Below are 17679 nucleotides of genomic sequence, written 5' to 3' on the forward strand. Positions count from 1 at the left end.
CAGCCGTTACAGGCCGGCAGCCCCTGCGCCAAAGCACCGATCTTGTGGATCGAACCGATAGCCGGACCGAGCGACAACCGGCCATCGGCGCGGATCATGGCTTGATGGCGCCCGCGCAAATCGGTGAGCACCTCGCCCGGCCGGAGCATGCCCCCCTCGACCACGGAGAGGAACGGGATACGCGGCTCGGAACGCTTCTCCGGCGCGGCTTTCAACGCTTCCGGATCAACCGGCTCGACCGCCGCGATCCGCGCGCGCGCGGCATCGGCATAGGTGAGATCGCGCTCGCAGCCGATGAAGTTGCGCCCGAGCATCTTTGCCACGGCCCCGGTCGTTCCGGAGCCGAAGAAGGGATCGAGCACCACGTCTCCAGCATTCGAACTCGCGAGCATGATACGCGCGAGCAGCGCTTCCGGCTTTTGTGTAGGATGGACCTTGCGACCCTCCTCATCCTTCAGCCGCTCCTCTCCCGTGCAGATCGGAAACAGCCAGTCGGAGCGCATCTGCACATCCTCATTGGCCGCCTTCATCGCGTCATAGTGGAAGGTATAGCCCTTCGCATCGGGGCTGCGGCTGGCCCAGATCAGCGTCTCATGCGCATTGGTGAAGCGCTTGCCGCGGAAATTGGGCATCGGATTGGTCTTGCGCCAGACGACATCGTTGAGGATCCAGAAATCCAGATCCTGCAGCGCCGTGCCGACGCGGAAGATGTTGTGATACGAGCCGATCACCCACAGGGTCGCGTTCTTTTTCATGACGCGACGCACGGCGAGAAGCCAGGCGCGGGTGAAGGCGTCATAGGCCGAGAAGCTGGCGAACTGGTCCCAGGCATCGTCCACGGCATCGACGCGGCTATGGTCGGGGCGCATCAGGGCGCCCTCGAGCTGAAGATTGTAGGGTGGATCGGCGAAGACCAGATCCACGCTCTCCGCAGGGAGCTTCTCCAGGGCGGCGATGCAATCGCCGATCAGGATTTCATTGACGGGGAGCTTGGTCCCCATCCGAGGCGCCGCCGCGACCCGCCCGGTACGCGAGACTTGTTTCCGGGCGGTTGCGACGGCAGCCCCGGTACGCGAGGTACCCATGGGCATGCACCATTCACTCGAACTACGAGGAGGATCATTGCCGGATAGGGTAAAGATCGTGTTGCCGGGATATTGAAAATGCGTCCCGCTTTGGGGCTGCAATTTTTGCCGGGTTATTGATTTCCAAGGGAAATTTCAGGTCAGGAGCGGATCTTCTTCACCCTTCATCAACCATGATCGCAAGGGTGCGAAACTCATTCTGTGGATCGGGCACGGGCCGAAACGATCCAGGGCAGTCAGATGCTCCTGTGTCGGGTACCCCACGTTGTGATCGAAGCCATATTCAGGATAGTGCAATGCGGCGAATCGCATGGACCGGTCACGAATCACCTTGGCGACGATCGATGCGGCGGCGATGCAGGCATAAGCCGAATCGCCCTTCACAACCGCATTCGCACGAATCGCAAGTCCCGGCGGCACGTCCCGCCCGTCGATCAGCGCGTGATCGGGAATGCAGGGCAGCGCGGCCAGCGCGCGGCGCATCGCTTTGAGCGTCGCGCCACGAATATTGAGCCGGTCGATCTCCTCCGGACCGGCGCAGGCGATACCGACCTGAGCCGTTGCCATGATCTGCGCAAACAGCTCTTCGCGCCGCACGGTCGGGAGCAACTTCGAATCACACAGACCCTGCGGAATGTTCTGCTTGTCGAGAACGACAGCGGCCACGGTTACCGGCCCCGCCAGCGGCCCGCGCCCCACCTCGTCGATTCCGGCAAAGCAGGCACAAGGATCGCGGTCGCGCTCCTGCGAGCCATCGAGCACGATGCGCAGTTTCGGGGCCATGTCTCAGATCGAGAAGGAGGTGCCACAGCCGCAGGAGGAGGTCGCCAGCGGATTCTTGATCTGGAAGCTCTGGCCGATCAGGTCGTCGACGAAATCGATCACCGAGCCCTCCATATATTGCGCGGAGATTTCATCGACGAGAACGGCGGCGCCGTCGCGCTCGATCACCAGATCATCGTCCTGAACCTGCGTGTCGATATCGAAAGCGTATTCAAATCCGGAGCAGCCGCCCCCATTCACGCTGATGCGCAGCTTCGACCCCGCCGCCTCCTTTGCCATGATCTGGTTGATGCGCTTTGCTGCGCTTTCGGAGAGTGTGATCGTGTTCATGCCATCCCGATCCGTCAGATGCCGCGCGACGCTCGGATCACGCGGCTTGCAAATGCCTCACCATGAAATGTAAGGACCTGTGGGCGGGGCCGCAATGGGAGAGAGGGCGCATGCGCGCATTCGGAGAAAGATGGCGGGCCGATTATGCCTGCGATCCGGCGCGGACACGCGGGCGGCTGGTGATGGAGGACGCCTCCCCCACCCGCAGCGATTTCCAGCGCGATCGCGACCGTATCATCCATTCCTCGGCCTTTCGCCGCCTCAAGCACAAGACCCAGGTCTTCGTCTTCCACGAAGGCGACCATTACCGCACGCGCCTCACGCATACGATCGAGGTGAGCCAGATCGCCCGCGCGCTGGCGCGCTCGCTGGGGCTGGACGAGGATCTCGCCGAAGCGCTCGCGCTCTCCCATGATCTCGGCCACACGCCCTTCGGCCATACCGGCGAGGACGCGTTGCAGGACTGCATGGCCCCCTATGGCGGCTTCGACCACAATGCCCAGGCGCTTCGCGTGGTGACGCAGCTGGAGCGGCGCTATGCCGCCTATGACGGGCTCAACCTCACCTGGGAGACGCTGGAGGGGCTGGTCAAGCATAACGGACCGCTTCTCGACGATGCCGGCGAGCCGACGCCGCGCTATCGCGAACACGGCGTGCCCGGCGCCATTCTCGCATTCGACGCGCTCTTCGATCTGCGCCTTGCTACTCACGCTTCCGGCGAGGCGCAGGTGGCGGCGCTGGCGGATGACATCGCCTACAATGCCCATGACATCGATGACGGCCTGCGCGCAGGCCTGTTCACGCTCGGGGATCTGCGCGCCATCCCCTTCATTGCCGGCCTGCTCGACGATATCGATGAGCGCTGGCCGGGTCTGGAGACGGCCCGACGCATCCATGAGCTCACCCGCCGGGTGATCACGCGCATGGTCGAGGATGTGGTGGCTGAGAGCGAGCGGCGCATCGCCGCGCTGGCGCCCGCCGATGCCGATGCGATCCGCGCCGCCGCCCATCCCGTCGTGGCGTTTTCACCCGCGCTGCGCGAGGCGGATCGCGCTATCAAGAACTACCTCTATCCGAACATGTATCGCCACCGGAAGGTGATCACCGTGAGACGCCAGGCTGACCGGATCGTGCGCGAGCTGTTTGCGCATTTCATGGCTGATCCGCAGGGCATGCCCGATGAATGGGGCGCCGGTCTCAAGGCGGCGGATTCCCCGCTGCAGGCCCTGCGCGTGGCGGATTACATTGCCGGGATGACGGATAATTACGCCCTCGCGGCGCATCGCGGCATCGGCGGCGATACGCCGGAACTGCGCATCGGCTGAAAGGAGCCCCGCTTGCGTGCACCGCTGAACCCGCTCATCGACAGCCTCTCCCTGCCGCCGATCCCCGAGGCTCAGAGCTGGGCACGGGCCTATGACGGCGCTCACGGGCCGCTGATCAATCTCTCCCAGGCCGTGCCCGGCTCACCGCCCCATGCGGATCTGCGCGAACGACTCGCCCGCGCAGCCGGTAGCGCCGATGCGGCGCGCTACGGCATGATCGAAGGCGATCTCGCCCTGCGCGAGGCCTATGCGGTGGAAACCGCAAATCAATACGGGGCAGCGATCGATGCCGGCCAGGTCGCGATCACGGCGGGCTGCAACGAGGCCTTCGCCGTCGCGGCCATGCTCACGGCGCAGGCGGGAGACGAAGTGATCCTGCCCACGCCCTGGTACTTCAATCATCAGACCACGCTCGCCATGCTCGGTATCACGCCGCGCGCCCTGCCCGCGCGGGCGGAGAACGACTTCGTGCCCGATCCCGCGGATGCCCGCGGGCTGATCACACCCCGCACCCGCGCCATCGCGCTGGTCACGCCCAACAATCCGACCGGCGCCATCTACCCGCCCGAGATCCTCGCCGCCTTCGCCACACTCGCGCGTGAGGAAGGCCTCTGGCTTATTCTGGACGAGACCTACCGCGATTTTCTCGCTGGTGACGGCGCGCCGCACGCGCTGTTCGATGCGCCCGATTGGGGCGACAATCTCATCGCGCTGTATTCCTTCTCGAAATCCTATGCCGTTCCGGGACATCGCCTCGGCGCCATGATCGCGGGCCCGCAGGCGATGGAGGGGATCGTCAAGATCCTCGACAATCTGCAGATCTGCCCCGCGCGCACCGGGCAGATCGCACTGGCCTGGGCGATCCCCAACCTGCGGCAATGGCGGGCGGAGAACCGCGCAGACATCCTCACGCGCGCCGGTATCTTCACTGATGTGATCGCGCGCCATCCGGGCTGGAAGGTGGAATCGATCGGCGCCTATTTCGCCTATCTGCGCCACCCCTGGACCGGGATGCTGGCCGCCACCGTAGCCGAGCGGCTCGCCCGCGAACGCGGCGTGCTGGCGTTGCCGGGATCGTATTTCGGACCGGATCAGGAGGATTTCCTGCGCGTCGCCTTCGCCAATGTGGAAGCGGCACAGGTCGCGGCGCTCGATGCGCGGCTGGCCGGCCTGTAACGCGGCGCCTGAAACCGCTCAGTAATCGAGACCGAGCACCCGCATGTGCCAGCCGGCATAGCCCATCAGGACCGCAAACAATGCCGGGACAAAGGTCGCCGCGCCAGCAGGGTCGACGCCCTCAAGCCGCGTAATCAGGAAGGTGCCCGCCGCCACGCCGATCAAGGCGAAGGCCGCCACAACAAGAGCGCGGCCGAGAAAGTGCAGCACTCTGACAGGCGAGGTCAGCAACAATTCCAGGATGATCGGGAACAGGCAGAACAGCGTCACCGCGATCGCGATCGTCAGCGCAGCCCAGATCCCCGACGGCCCGATCACGAAGCTCGTGATGGCGGCGAAAAGCACGAAGGTCAGGGCGAAGACCCCGATACCGGCGCGCAGCTCATCGCGAATATCCCCCGTGATCTTCAACATGCCCGCTCCCCGTCCCGACTTGGCTTCTTCATATAGGAAGCCAGCCGTGGCAGCCTGTCAATCGGCGGCATAGGGCGCGAAGAGCCGCACGATTTCCTCGTAGACGCCACGCTTGAACGGGATGATCAGCCCCGGCGTGGCGGCGAGCTTCTCCCAACGCCATTCGTCGAATTCCGGCTTGTGGCCGGCCGGGCTCGCGATATCGATCTCGTCATCGCTGCCCTCGAACCGGAAGGCGAACCATTTCTGCGTCTGCCCGCGATAGCGCCCGCGCCAGGCGCGCCCCGCGACATCGCCCGGCAAATCGTAAGCGAGCCAGTGCGGCGCCTCGCCCAGAAGCGAGACGCTGGACGCGTTGGTCTCCTCGAACAATTCGCGCCGCGCGGCGGTGAGCGGGTCTTCGCCGGGATCGATACCGCCCTGCGGCATCTGCCATGCATAGGTCTGATCAACATGCTCGGGCCCGGCGGACGCAAAGCGCCGCCCGACGAAGACATGTCCCGCCGGATTGAACAGCGCGACACCGACACACGGACGATAGGCCGGGTCCTGCGCCGGATCGACGTTCTTCACATCCACGGGTTCTAGCCTCCCACTTCCTCGGAAAATGCTGCGGAAACCGGCACCAGCGTGATACCGCGCCCGGCTGCGCCACGCGCCCAGGCCTCGATCCGCGCAATCGTGATCGGCAAGGCCGATGCCGTCGCCATGGCAAAACCGCGCTCGCGCGCCTGTTCCTCCAGCGCACGGAGCATATCATCGATCGCCTCCTGTTGCGCCACCACATCGAGCAGGATGTCGGCGCGCGCCACCGGCACATCGGCGGCCCGTGCCAGCGCGTCGATCTGTGCACGCGACGAGGCGCCGTCATCGACGATGCCGAGGCCGCGCTGCGCGAGATCGGCGATGATCGGCTCCAAGGCCTCACGCTGGGCGGTGAAGCGTCCGCCCATGAAATTCACGATACCGGTATAGCCTGTGAAGCGCCCCATCACCCAGTGCAGGTTCTCGAGATTGGCCTCTTCCCCCGCCTCGACCGTGAGCGTATGCGGGCCGGGATCGTTCTGGGGATAATCGAAGGGCTGCATCGGCACCTGCAGCATCACCTCGTGCCCGGCATTGCGTGCCCGCGCGACGAGGCGATCGAGATCGCCGCCATAAGGCGCGAAGGCGAGGGAAACATCCGGCGGCAGCCGTGTGATCGCATCGCCTGTCACGGACTGGCTGATGCCGAGCCCGGTCACCAGAATGGCAACGCGCGCCGGCGCACCGGCGCTGCCCGGCGGCATGGGGCGGGAATACACCTCGACCGGGCGGGCACCGTCATCACCGACGCGCGGCAATGCTCCGTAACGGCTTTGCTCGACAAGTCGCTGATCAGGAGCCGGGTCGAGAGCGCCGACGGGTTCGGACGCCTCGCGCGGCGATTGCCGCGTCTGATCGGCGCGGCTGCGGATGTCACGCGCTTCCTCGGGGATCGAAATGATGATCGACTGTCCGCCACCGGCACCGTCGGGCCGCACCACGGTCACGCCGCTGGAACTGTCCTCAACGACACCGGGATTGCCCGGCCGGTCGCGCGGAACCTCGGCGATCCGGGCACCGCCCGTCGGTTCATCGGCAAAATCACGCGTCGCATCGGCGATTCCGGTCTCGATCGGCACCAAAGCGTGCGGTTCGCCGCCGAGCGGATCGTCTGTCATCAGCAGGAAAAGGCCCACACCGCCGACCGCCACAGCCAGCAACGAGCCGAGGATGCCAGCCCAAGGCACGCGCGACGCTGCGCCGCGCCCGCCGCCAGAACGGCGCGCGCCGGCAAGCGGCTTCGTCAGATCATCCGCTGCGGCCATGCTCTCGCAAGCCTCCTTCTCCGCGCCACCTTTCCGGCCAACGCGAATCAGTTGTAACGCGCACTACTTTTCAGCAATTCGCCCGCAAGGTCGAGGGCGAAGACCAGGACAATCCGGTTGAATCCCGAACGAAAAGCCGGGATGCGGCGTTGATCCGCAACCACGGTGTTTCGCGACCTGCCTGACAAATCGGGAGTCTGCACGACCATGAGCCCGAATCCTCCGACAGACGCAACCCGAACGCCCCATGCCAGCGCGCTCTTCGCCGATCTCTACGCGCTTACCATGATGCGCGCCTATCGCGATGCCGGCATGCGCGGCGAGGCGACCTTCAGCCTGTTCTCGCGAAAACTTCCGGAAAAGCGCAATTTCTTACTCGCAGCCGGCCTTGACGACGTGCTCGCTGCGCTCGAAAATCTGCAATTCACCAGCCCCGAGATCGATTATCTCGCCGACCTCGGCAAGTTCGACGACGCTTTTCTCGAAGAACTCTCACGCCTGCGCTTCACGGGTAGCGTCCGCGCCGTGACGGAGGGCACGCCGGTTTTCCACAATGAACCCTTCATCGAAGTCACCGCGCCGATCATCGAGGCGCAATGGGTCGAGGCGATGGTGCTCAACCAGATCCAGTTGCAGACGATTCTCGCCTCGAAGGCAGCGCGCATGGTGCTGGCGGCCAATGGACGACGCGTCGTCGATTTCGGCTCGCGCCGCGCCCATGGCTGCGAGGCGGCGATCAAGGGTGCACGCGCCTTCAGCCTGGCCGGCATCAACGCGACCTCCAATCTCGCGGCGGGCAGGCGTTACGGCATCGAGACCATCGGCACCATGGCCCACAGTTTCATCCAGGCTTTCGCGCAGGAGCGCGAGGCCTTCACCGCCTTCCTGAGCAGCTATCCCGAGACGGTGCTGCTGGTGGATACCTACGACACGCCGCGCGGCGTGGCCCGCGCCATCGCCTGTGCGCGGGAAACGGGCCCCGAGACCCGCCTTGCCGGTATCCGCCTCGATTCCGGCGATCTCGATTCCCTCGCACGCGAAAGCCGCCGCCTGCTCGACAAGGCCGGCATGCACGACACCCAGATCTTCGCCAGCGGCGGGCTCGACGAGGAAAAAATCTCAGCCCTGGTCGAGGCCGGCGCGCCGATTGATGCTTTCGGCGTCGGCACGGCGATGAGCGTCAGCGAAGACGCGCCGGCCCTCGACATCGTCTACAAACTCGTCGCCTATGAGGGGCGCGGGGTGATGAAGCTCTCATCCGGCAAGCAGACGCTGCCCGGCCCCAAACAGGTCTTTCGCCGGTTGGAAGACGGCGTCGCGCAGGGCGATCGCATCACGCAAGCCGACGAATGCGCCGACGGTTTGCCGCTGCTCGCGGAGGTGATGCGCGACGGCAAGCGAGTCGCGCCGCCGGAGCCCCTCGACACCATTCGCAGGCATGCTTCCCAGAGCATCGCCACCCTGCCCGATCCCGTCCGCGCCATCGCCAGGGCCGACCCGCCCTACCCGGTCACCATTTCGCGGCAATTGCGCGCTTTCAGCTCCGAGACCGAGCGAATTCTGCGCGCCGACAGCGATTGAAACGGCGCCGAGCCGCCTTACTTGACCGTGGGTTGAACGGCGGGGGCGGCAATATGAAGAAGCGGACACGCATCATCCTCGCCTGCGGCTTCGTGAGTCTGGGGCTGGTCATTGCCTATTTCCTCTTTGCCGGACTGGTCATGCATCGCGGGGCGAGCGACACCCTGCGCGTCGGGCCGCTCGCAGAACAGCTCATGCCCGAGACCCGCCCGGTCGATCCGCGGGAACTGGGCTATCGCGGCGACCCGCGGGAAGCGTTCGGCCTGCCCTTCGAGACCGTCTCCATCGATGGCGAGCTCGGCCCCGCCAAGACGTGGTATGTGCCGGGGGGACGCGCCGAGAGCGATCTGGTCGCGATCTATATCCACGGCGTCGCCGGCGGGCGTGAGGACGGGTATCGCCATCTTGAGCTGCTGCACGGCGCGGGAATTTCCACGGCCCTGATCAGCTATCGCAACGATGAAGCCGCGCCGGCATCGCCGGACGGCCATTACGCTTTCGGCCTCACCGAATGGCGGGATCTGGAGAGCGCCGTCATCGCCATGCGCGCGCGTGGCTACGAGCGGGTTGTTCTCGTCGGCGACTCCATGGGCGGCGCGATCGTCGGGCAGTTCCTGCGCCGCTCAGTGCAAGCCGAACACGTGGCCGGCATCGCACTGGATGCGCCCGCTCTCGATTTTCGCGCCATCCTCGCCTTCATCGGAGGCCGGGCCGGCGCAGTGTTCCCGCATCTGGTGACCGAAGTGGCGATGGCGATGTTCAGGCTCGAGGGTCCGGTCGATCTCTCGCAGGCGGACGTGCGCGCCGAGATCGTGGGTTTCGACGGGCCGCTCTTCATCGCCCATGGCACGGGCGACACCGTGGTGCCGGTTTCGATCACCGACAGGATCGTCATCCGCCGCCAGGGCATGACCTTCCTCCTGCGCAGCAGCGGCGATCATCTTCTGAGCTATATCGAAGACCCGGAGCGTTACGCGCGGGTCTTCGACGGGTTTCTCGGCGCGCTGGATTGAGGGGGAAGCGCCTCAGGCGCCCTCGCCGCTTCCGGCCTCGGCGCTCTTTGATGCTGCCTTCGCCCTCGTCGATTTAGATGCGGTCGATTTCGATGTCGTGGATTTGGCTTTCGTCGTCTTCGACGCCGTCGTGCTCTTGGCAGCGGGCTTTTTCGCAGCCGGCTTCTTTTCCTTGGCCTCTGACGCCTTACCCGCAGACGCCTTGCTGGTCGCGGCCTTCTTCGTAGCCTTCTTGGTGCCCGCCTTGCCGCCTTTCGCGCCACCCTTGCTGGCTTGCTTGGCGCGGATCAGCTCGATCGCCTTTTCGAGATCAATGCCCTCGGCTTCGAGCCCCTTGGGCAGCGTCGCGTTGGTCTTGCCATCGGTGACATAGGGGCCGTAGCGGCCCGCTTTCACCACGATGGGCTTGTCGCTCTCGGGATCCTTGCCAAGCTCACGCCCCGGATCGCCGCCGCCGCGTCGGCCGGGGCCCTGAGTCTCCTTGGTGACGATCAGATCAATGGCGCGGTTGGCGCCGATCGACAGGATTTCGTCGTCGCGCCCGATATTGGCATAGGTGCGCTGATGCTGCACGTATGGGCCGTAGCGCCCGATTCCGGCCATGATCGGCTCGCCGGTCTCGGGATGTTTCGCCACTTCGCGCGGCAGCGAGAGCAGGCCGAGCGCCATCTCCAGATCCACATCGCCCGGCGAGGTACCCTTGGGAATGGAGGAGCGTTTGGGCTTCTCGCCACCCTCCTGTTGCTCACCTAGCTGGGCGAAGGGGCCGAAGCGCCCGTCGCGGACGCTGACCTCAAGCCCGCTCTGCGGATCAGTGCCCAGAATCCGCGTTCCGGGCTGCCCGCCTTCGCCATCACCGTCAGCCGGCGCCGAGAGCTGGCGGGTATAGCGGCATTCGGGGTAATTCGAGCAGCCGATGAACGAGCCGTAGCGCCCGATCTTCAGCGAGAGAATGCCGTCGGCACAGGAGGGGCAGGCGCGCGGATTGCCGCCGTCTTCGCGCGGCGGGAAGATGTGGGGGCCGAGATAATCGTTGAGCGCGTCGAGCACCTGCGTCGTGCGCAGATCCTTGGTCTCGCCCACGGCCGCCGAGAAATCCTGCCAGAAATCGCGCAGCACCTGCTTCCAGTCGATCTCGTGATTGGAGATCCGGTCGAGCTGGGCTTCGAGGTCGGCGGTGAAATCGTATTCCACATAGCGCTTGAAGAAGGCTTCGAGGAAGGCGGTGACGATGCGTCCCTTGTCCTGCGCAACGAGGCGCTTCTTCTCGATCGCGACATATTCACGATCCTTGAGCACCTGCAGCACGGAGGCATAGGTCGAGGGGCGCCCGATGCCGAGCTCCTCCATGCGCTTGACGAGGCTCGCCTCGGAATAGCGCGGGGGCGGCTCGGTGAAATGCTGGTTTGCTGCGATGCGTTTGCGGCTCAGGGGGTCGTCGGCGGACATTGGCGGCAGGCGCTTTGCGTCCTCGTCCTCCTCGTCGTCACGGCCCTCCTGATAAAGCGTGAGAAAGCCGTCGAACTTCACCACCTGGCCGGTGGCGCGCAGATCGAGCACGCGCGGGCCGACCTTGGCCGCGATATCGACCGTGGTGCGCTCCAGCTCTGCGGATTCCATCTGGCTGGCGATCGTGCGCTTCCAGATCAGCTCGTAGAGCCGGGTCTGTTCGGCATCGAGATAACGCGCGACCTGACCAGGCAGGCGAGCGAGATCGGTGGGGCGCACCGCCTCGTGGGCCTCCTGCGCGTTTTTCGCCTTGGTGGCGTACTTGCGCGGCACGCCCGGCACATAGGCCTCGCCGTATTCACGCCCGATCACCCGGCGCGCACCCTGAACGGCGCTCGGATCCATGTCCACACCGTCGGTTCGCATATAGGTGATGAGACCCACCGTCTCGCCGCCGATCTCGGTTCCCTCGTACAGACGCTGCGCGATGCGCATGGTCTGGGCTGGCGCCATGCCGAGCTTGCGGGAGGCCTCCTGCTGGAGTGTCGAGGTGGTGAAGGGCGGCTGCGGATGGCGCTTCGCCGGCTTCGCCTCAACCTTGGCGACGTTGAAACTGGCAATGTCGAGATCGCGCTTGAAGGCCTCGGCCTCCTCGCTCGTGCCGATATCGAGCCGGGTGATCTTCTTGCCGTCCGCGCCGACGAGGCGGGCTTCAAACTGCGCTTCGTCCTGTGTCGACAGTGTCGCCACGAGCGACCAGTATTCGCGCGGCACGAAGGTCTCGATCTCGCGCTCGCGGTCGCAGACGAGACGAAGTGCCACGGATTGGACGCGTCCCGCCGAACGTGAGCCGGGGAGCTTGCGCCACAGAACCGGCGAGAGCGTGAAGCCGACGAGGTAATCCAGCGCGCGGCGGGCGAGATAGGCATCGACCAGCGCCTGGTCGATCTGGCGCGGCTGCGCCATCGCCTTCTGCACGGATTCCTTGGTGATCGCGTTGAAGGTGACGCGCTCGACCTTGACGTCCTTGAGCGCGCGCTTCTTCTGCAGCGTGTCGAGCACGTGCCAGGAAATCGCCTCGCCCTCGCGATCCGGGTCGGTGGCGAGAATGAGCGTATCGGCCCCCTTCACGGCGCGGGCGATCTCGGCCACGTGCTTGGTGCTGCGGGAATCGATCTCCCAGATCATCGAGAAATCGGCATCCGGATCGACGGAGCCGTCCTTGGCCGGCAGATCCCGGATATGGCCGAACGAGGCGAGCACCTCGTAGTCACGGCCGAGATACTTGTTGATCGTCTTGGCCTTGGCGGGAGATTCGACGACGACGACCTTCATTAAGCGCGTTCCCGATCCTGGGGCATGCAGGCGATCACGATTCGTCCGGCGCCCAGCCCCGCACGGCGCCGCTGGGGTGTAAGTGGGTGAATGTGGGCCGCGTGTCAAATCGCTTCGTACACGCATGACCCGGATCGAAGTCGCCCGATCCCCCGCAGAAAGATACGGTTGTCGCGCCGTGGCGCCGATATGCCATGTTTTTGATCATGCCTGCCGGTGACGCAAAACTGCACGCTTGTTCGCTGATTTGCGGCATTAACGCAATATTCTGTCGTAACCGTTCCAGATTTGTCGCCACACAAGCCAATTCTCGTGTATAAGCCGCGCGTTGACATCTTGAGCGAGGCTGCGCGCCCGGCAATGACGCGCGCAAGGAGTGAGACAATGGACGAACGCTGGACGCCCGATAGCTGGAGAACCAAACCGATCCAGCAGGTTCCGGCCTATAAGGACGAGGCCGCCCTCAAAGTCGTCGAGGAAGAGCTTTCGGGCTTTCCGCCGTTGGTTTTCGCCGGTGAGGCGCGCAAGCTGAAGAAGGCGCTCGCGAGCGTCGCTGCCGGAGAGGCCTTCCTGCTCCAGGGCGGCGATTGCGCCGAGAGCTTCGCCGAGCACTCCGCCGATAATATCCGCGATTTCTTCCGCGTTTTCCTGCAGATGGCAGTCGTGCTAACCTTTGCCGGCTCCTGCCCGGTGGTAAAGGTCGGGCGCATTGCCGGCCAGTTCGCCAAGCCGCGTTCGGCGCCGATGGAGACCGTCGACGGGGTCGAGCTGCCCAGCTATCGCGGTGACATCATCAACGGCATCGATTTCGACGACGCCTCGCGCAATCCCGATCCGCAGCGCCAGCTCAAGGCCTATCGCCAGTCTGCGGCGACGCTGAATCTCATCCGCGCCTTCGCCACCGGCGGCTATGCCAATCTGGAAAATGCCCATCGCTGGATGCTCGGCTTCATCAAGGACAGCCCGCAATCCTCGCGCTATGCCGAGCTCGCCGAGCAGATCACCCAGACGATCGACTTCATGCGCGCGATCGGGATCAATCCCGAGCAGCACCAGGAAATGCGCATCACCGACTTCTACACCAGCCACGAAGCGCTGCTTCTTGGCTATGAAGAGGCAATGACGCGGGTGGATTCCACGACTCCCGGCGAATATTATGCCACATCCGGGCACATGCTCTGGATCGGTGACCGCACCCGCCAGCCCGATCATGCCCATGTCGAATACATGCGCGGCATCGAAAATCCGATCGGCGTGAAATGCGGCCCCTCGCTGACGCCGGACGGGCTTTTGCAGCTGATCGATGCGCTCGATCCTAAGAACGAAGCGGGGCGCCTGACCCTGATCTGCCGCTTCGGCGCCGACAAGGTTTTCGACCACCTCCCCGCCCTGATCCGCGCGGTCAAGCGCGAGGGCCGCAACGTGGTCTGGTCCTGCGATCCGATGCACGGCAATACCGTCAAGGCGGCTTCCGGCTTCAAGACGCGGCCCTTCGATCAGGTGATGCAGGAAGTGCGCAACTTCTTCGCCGTCCATCAGGCGGAAGGGACGCATGCCGGCGGTATCCATCTGGAAATGACCGGGCAGAACGTGACCGAATGCACCGGCGGCGCCCGCGCCCTCACCGATGCCGATCTCTCGGATCGCTACCACACCTATTGCGATCCTCGCCTCAATGCCGAGCAGGCGCTGGAGATCGCTTTCCTGACCGCGCAGCTGATCAAGCAGGAGCGTCAGGGCAAGGAGCGCCCGCAGACCGAAGCTGCGGAATGAGCTGACGGGCGGGGCGAAAAGCGTCCCGCACGATCCGCCGCCATGCCGGCTCAGCCGCCATCGCGTATGGCGCGGCGGACGCTGTCGCGCCCTCCGGTCGAGCGGCCTTGTGCGGGTGAGTCCGCGCGAGATCCCGCCCGCAGGGCCTCGCGGGCGGTCGCGCCGAGCCCCCTCCCCGCCGCGCTCGCCTGATCGATGATCCGCGGGACATCCGCAGGCGCGGTACTGCGCTGCGGCAGGGCGATGCTGATCTCGTAGATCGCCTCGATCAGGGCGCAGGCCACCGAACGCGGCGTGCGCCGGAAAATCTCGACCAGCCCGAACACGGTGGCGACATCGCGGGCGAGCGCTTTGTCCAAAATCAGGAAAATGCGAATCGCATCCTCTTCCGAGGCCCCCAGTGCCAGCAGCGCGAGCGCCAGGCAATCATGGCGTTCGGGCTTTTCGAAACGCCAGTCGGGCACCGCCGGCAGCCCCAGGCCCTGCGCCAGGCGCGCGCCGAAAGCCGCCTTCTCGCCGATATCGGCCGCATCATGCAACGCCGCGATGCGCTCGCGCGTCGGGCGTACGAGACGCAGGTGCGAAGCCCCGCCCCCGTCCTGCGCCATGGCGCTGCGCAGGGCCGCCCGGCGCGCCTGATCCGCATGCAGATAGAGCGGCGCCAGCGACCGCGCCGGCAGGTCGGTGCGCGCCAGCAGCGCTTCGGCGAGATCCGGAACACGCCGGGCGCGCGCCACCATATCCTGCAGCAGACGCTCGCCGAGCAGGGCGTGGCTGTCACGCGCGAGCGCGAGATCGAGCCCGGTGGAAACAGCCGGCGGCGCTCCACCCGGCCTCAACCCGGGCGACGGGCCCGTCGGCGCGGCAGATGACGCAGCCCCCCCGGCGGCAGGCAGCGTATGGGCGAGGCCGAGATCCTGCCCCCGTGCCGCGATCGCCCGCAGAACGCTCCCGGGTGTATGTGGCAGTTGCGCGAGCTGCCGGGCCACATAACGGAGGGTACCGGGTTCCGCGCGCGGAATCAGCGCCAGCGCGAGGGATTCGAAGGCCAGCGATCCGCCCCGCGCCCTCGCAGGCGCGCCTGCGAAAAGATCGGTCTGCACACGCAACAGCACCTGAACCAGATCAGGCCGCATCGTGTCCAGTCCCGCGTCAGCGTGACCGGCGAGCATACTCAGACGCAGCAGATCCTGATGACGCGGGCGCGCGCTGCCCGGCCGCTGAGCGGCATCGGCATGTTGATTTCTCGAAGAGAATCCATCGCGCATGGAGGCAGGCACCGGGGTCACCAAGCATTCACAAAACACACTGTTAACGAAAGATAGAGAAAACCCCTTAGCACTCTCTTAACTGTGGCCTCGATTGAAAGTAGTATTCTTGTAACGACTAATGATGGAAGCGGGTATTTCAAGACGGCGTAAACCAACTGTTAACCATAGCGGCTCGATGGTGCGTCGATCACCACGCCGAGGCCGCAGGAGCGGGGAGTGAGTGTCATGGGAAGACCACACGTGCAGAAGGTTCATGCAGTTGCGCCGGGCGGCGCAAAGGTCGTGCGACTGGCTGATTTCCCCAAACGCACGATCAGAGCCTCGGACCCTCGCACCCCGCTTGGGGAGATCTTGCTGTTCACCGGAATTCGCTATGAGCGCCAGACGGAACCGACCGAGCCTGATCCGCGCGGTACGCATGAGGAAACCGGCCCGGCCCGCAATCCCCGGCGGCGCAAGCGTCGCGTCTGAGCCTTCAGGGCGTATCGACACAAGGCCGGGGCCCGGCGCACTCGCCATGCTCGCCTGCGCCGCCCTTCTTCTGGCCGGCTGCGCGCGCACCGGTGATCTGGGGCGCCCCGCCCCATCCATCTGGAATGATCGGATCATGCCCTTTGCCGGCCTCGTTGCGGCGGAAGCGCGCGGTGAGGCGGTTTCCTGGTTCATGCTGACGGATGACGAGCGGACATTGCGCGATCGCGCCTGGCGCTTTCTGATGCCCGCCCATGAAAAAGCGTTCTTCCAGCGCCAGCTGGCGGAACTCGCGCGCACCCGCATCCTGCCGCGCATCGTCATGCATCACGACGAACGCGCCTATCTGCGCCCGCTGCGCTGGTCCCGCAGGGCATCACCCGCCCCACTCTTCAACCGGATCGCCGAGGATGCGAGCGCCGATGATGCGCTGATCACCCCCTTCGTCGCACTGGCCCGGGCCGTGCTGGCCAGCGACGAGGCCCGTCTGAAGCTGATGATGCAGGCAGGCACGCTCGGTGAATTCGAGGCCCGATCGGCCACTGCACGCATTGCGGAGAACCGCTGCCTGATCGCCTGGGTGCATGCGCAGGCGATCAAACGCGCGACCGATTACCGCCATGCCCTCGAACAGCTCGCGATCGAAGCGCCGCAGGTGCAGGCGATCGGGGCCGAGCATGAGGTCATCGCGCTGGAGGCGGCATTGGGGGAATTCGCCTATACGGGCATCGCACCTCTCGATGACGGGCGCTGCGAGAACGCAGACGGCGCGCCCACCACGAAGGTGAGCGCGCCGCCGCCGGTCCACGACAAGTAATCCCTGCCGCTCAGGCGTGTTCGGGCTTCGTCGCCACGCGCGGCGCCGCCGCTTCTTCCTGGGCGATCCGCTTGCGTTGCTCGCGGCGCTCGAGCCAGGCGGTGAACTCACCGACAATGCCCTTGCGGAACGCCAGCACCACGATCACGAAGACGACGCCCTGGATGATCAGCACCCACTCACCGAAAGCAGCGAGATAGTTCTGCATCGTGACGATGACCAGTGCCCCCACGATCGGCCCGAAGATCGTGCCCATGCCGCCAACCAGCGTCATCAGCACCACCTCGCCCGACATCTGCCACATCACGTCGGTCAACGAAGAAATCTGGAAGACGATCGCCTTGGTTCCGCCGGCGAGGCCCGCGAAGGTGGCGGAGATCACGAAGGTGATGAGCTTGTAATTGTCCGTCTTGTAGCCCAGCGAAATCGCGCGCGGCTCGTTCTCGCGAATGGCCTTCAGCACCTGCCCGAAGGGCGAATGGATCACCCGGTAGATGAACAGGAAGCCGAAAACGAAGACGGCGAGGACGAAGTAGTACAGCGCCATGTCGTTGTACAGGTCGATGAACCCGAACAGATGACCGCGCGGGATCGCCTGGATGCCATCCTCACCACCGGTAAACGGCGCCTGCAGGGCGAAGAAGAAGAACATCTGCGCCAGCGCCAGCGTCACCATGGCGAAATAGATGCCCGCCCGGCGAATGGCGATGAAGCCGGCCACGAGGCCGAGCAGCGCGGCGCAGGCCGTACCCGCGAGGATCGCGAGTTCCGGCGACCAGCCCCAGACCTTGGCGATATGCCCCGTGAAATACGAGGCCCCGCCGAAGAACATGGCATGGCCGAAGGAGAGCAATCCGCCATAGCCGAGCAGCAGATTGAAGGCACAGGCAAACAGCGCGAAACACAGGATCTTCATCAGATACACCGGGTAGAGGAAAAACGGTGCAACGAGAGCGATCACGATGAAGGCGATGAAGGCGATGAGGGTTCTGTTTTGTGCAGTCAT

General features: G+C 65.1%; 16 protein-coding genes. 6 read left to right on the plus strand and 10 right to left on the minus strand.

Going from position 1 to position 17679, the window contains the following annotated elements:
- The 3 genes from VKP01_RS13305 to erpA all read right to left on the minus strand — a co-directional run.
- Window positions 1-1085 (minus strand): site-specific DNA-methyltransferase (locus VKP01_RS13305; RefSeq protein WP_324413059.1); only part of this gene is annotated, 1085 nt, incomplete at its 3' end.
- A gap of 135 nt (window positions 1086-1220) precedes the next feature.
- Window positions 1221-1868 (minus strand): ribonuclease HII, encoded by a 648-nt coding sequence (locus VKP01_RS13310; protein WP_324413061.1) that lies wholly within the window; start codon window positions 1866-1868, stop codon window positions 1221-1223.
- Window positions 1869-1871: 3 nt separating this feature from the next.
- The gene (gene erpA, locus VKP01_RS13315) at window positions 1872-2198 is read right to left on the minus strand and encodes an iron-sulfur cluster insertion protein ErpA (RefSeq protein ID WP_324413063.1); all 327 of its coding nucleotides are present in this window, start codon (window positions 2196-2198) and stop codon (window positions 1872-1874) included.
- A 110-nt stretch (window positions 2199-2308) separates the two neighbouring features.
- On the opposite strand from erpA, the gene VKP01_RS13320 reads away from it, so the two are divergent.
- Together VKP01_RS13320 and VKP01_RS13325 are read left to right on the plus strand one after the other, a co-directional pair.
- Window positions 2309-3523, plus strand: coding sequence for a deoxyguanosinetriphosphate triphosphohydrolase (locus tag VKP01_RS13320; protein WP_324413065.1), 1215 nt, complete (start codon window positions 2309-2311; stop codon window positions 3521-3523).
- 12 nt (window positions 3524-3535) lie between these two features.
- Window positions 3536-4699: an aminotransferase gene (locus VKP01_RS13325; protein WP_324413067.1), complete on the plus strand. Its 1164-nt coding sequence runs from the start codon at window positions 3536-3538 to the stop codon at window positions 4697-4699.
- An 18-nt stretch (window positions 4700-4717) separates the two neighbouring features.
- Here the strand turns inward: VKP01_RS13325 and VKP01_RS13330 are convergent, their stop codons facing one another.
- Genes VKP01_RS13330 through VKP01_RS13345 form a run of 4 tightly spaced genes read right to left on the minus strand, consistent with a single transcriptional unit; the run spans window position 4718 to window position 7172 of the window.
- A complete protein-coding gene (locus tag VKP01_RS13330; protein ID WP_324413069.1) occupies window positions 4718-5113 on the minus strand; it encodes a hypothetical protein in 396 nt (131 codons plus the stop codon).
- A 57-nt stretch (window positions 5114-5170) separates the two neighbouring features.
- On the minus strand, window positions 5171-5692 hold the full coding sequence (locus VKP01_RS13335) for an RNA pyrophosphohydrolase (protein ID WP_324413071.1): 522 nt from the start codon (window positions 5690-5692) through the stop codon (window positions 5171-5173).
- A 5-nt stretch (window positions 5693-5697) separates the two neighbouring features.
- A complete protein-coding gene (locus tag VKP01_RS13340) occupies window positions 5698-6963 on the minus strand; it encodes a divergent polysaccharide deacetylase family protein (RefSeq protein ID WP_324413073.1) in 1266 nt (421 codons plus the stop codon).
- Window positions 6964-7010: 47 nt separating this feature from the next.
- On the minus strand, window positions 7011-7172 hold the full coding sequence (locus VKP01_RS13345; protein WP_324413075.1) for a hypothetical protein: 162 nt from the start codon (window positions 7170-7172) through the stop codon (window positions 7011-7013).
- Between VKP01_RS13345 and VKP01_RS13350 the strand changes: the two genes are divergently transcribed.
- Together VKP01_RS13350 and VKP01_RS13355 are read left to right on the plus strand one after the other, a co-directional pair.
- The gene (locus VKP01_RS13350) at window positions 7171-8544 is read left to right on the plus strand and encodes a nicotinate phosphoribosyltransferase (RefSeq protein WP_324413077.1); all 1374 of its coding nucleotides are present in this window, start codon (window positions 7171-7173) and stop codon (window positions 8542-8544) included. The genes VKP01_RS13345 and VKP01_RS13350 overlap by 2 nt on opposite strands.
- 53 nt (window positions 8545-8597) lie before the next feature.
- Complete coding sequence (locus VKP01_RS13355) at window positions 8598-9557, plus strand: hypothetical protein (protein WP_324413079.1); 960 nt, start codon at window positions 8598-8600, stop codon at window positions 9555-9557.
- A 12-nt stretch (window positions 9558-9569) separates the two neighbouring features.
- Here the strand turns inward: VKP01_RS13355 and topA are convergent, their stop codons facing one another.
- Window positions 9570-12341: a type I DNA topoisomerase gene (gene topA, locus VKP01_RS13360; RefSeq protein WP_324413081.1), complete on the minus strand. Its 2772-nt coding sequence runs from the start codon at window positions 12339-12341 to the stop codon at window positions 9570-9572.
- A gap of 384 nt (window positions 12342-12725) precedes the next feature.
- Here topA and VKP01_RS13365 point away from each other — a divergent pair, with 384 nt between their 5' ends.
- On the plus strand, window positions 12726-14114 hold the full coding sequence (locus VKP01_RS13365; protein ID WP_324413083.1) for a class II 3-deoxy-7-phosphoheptulonate synthase: 1389 nt from the start codon (window positions 12726-12728) through the stop codon (window positions 14112-14114).
- 50 nt (window positions 14115-14164) lie between these two features.
- On the opposite strand, the gene VKP01_RS13370 is transcribed toward VKP01_RS13365, so the two are convergent.
- Window positions 14165-15250 (minus strand): hypothetical protein, encoded by a 1086-nt coding sequence (locus VKP01_RS13370; RefSeq protein WP_324413086.1) that lies wholly within the window; start codon window positions 15248-15250, stop codon window positions 14165-14167.
- 508 nt (window positions 15251-15758) lie between these two features.
- On the opposite strand from VKP01_RS13370, the gene VKP01_RS13375 reads away from it, so the two are divergent.
- Window positions 15759-16673, plus strand: a complete 915-nt coding sequence (locus VKP01_RS13375; RefSeq protein WP_324413088.1) for a hypothetical protein — start codon at window positions 15759-15761, stop codon at window positions 16671-16673.
- A gap of 10 nt (window positions 16674-16683) precedes the next feature.
- Here VKP01_RS13375 and VKP01_RS13380 read toward each other — a convergent pair whose 3' ends face one another.
- Entirely contained in the window at window positions 16684-17679 is a 996-nt protein-coding gene (locus tag VKP01_RS13380; protein ID WP_324413090.1) for a branched-chain amino acid ABC transporter permease, read from the minus strand.

The organism is Saliniramus sp. (assembly GCF_035311605.1).
Classification (GTDB): Bacteria; Pseudomonadota; Alphaproteobacteria; order Rhizobiales; family Beijerinckiaceae; genus Saliniramus.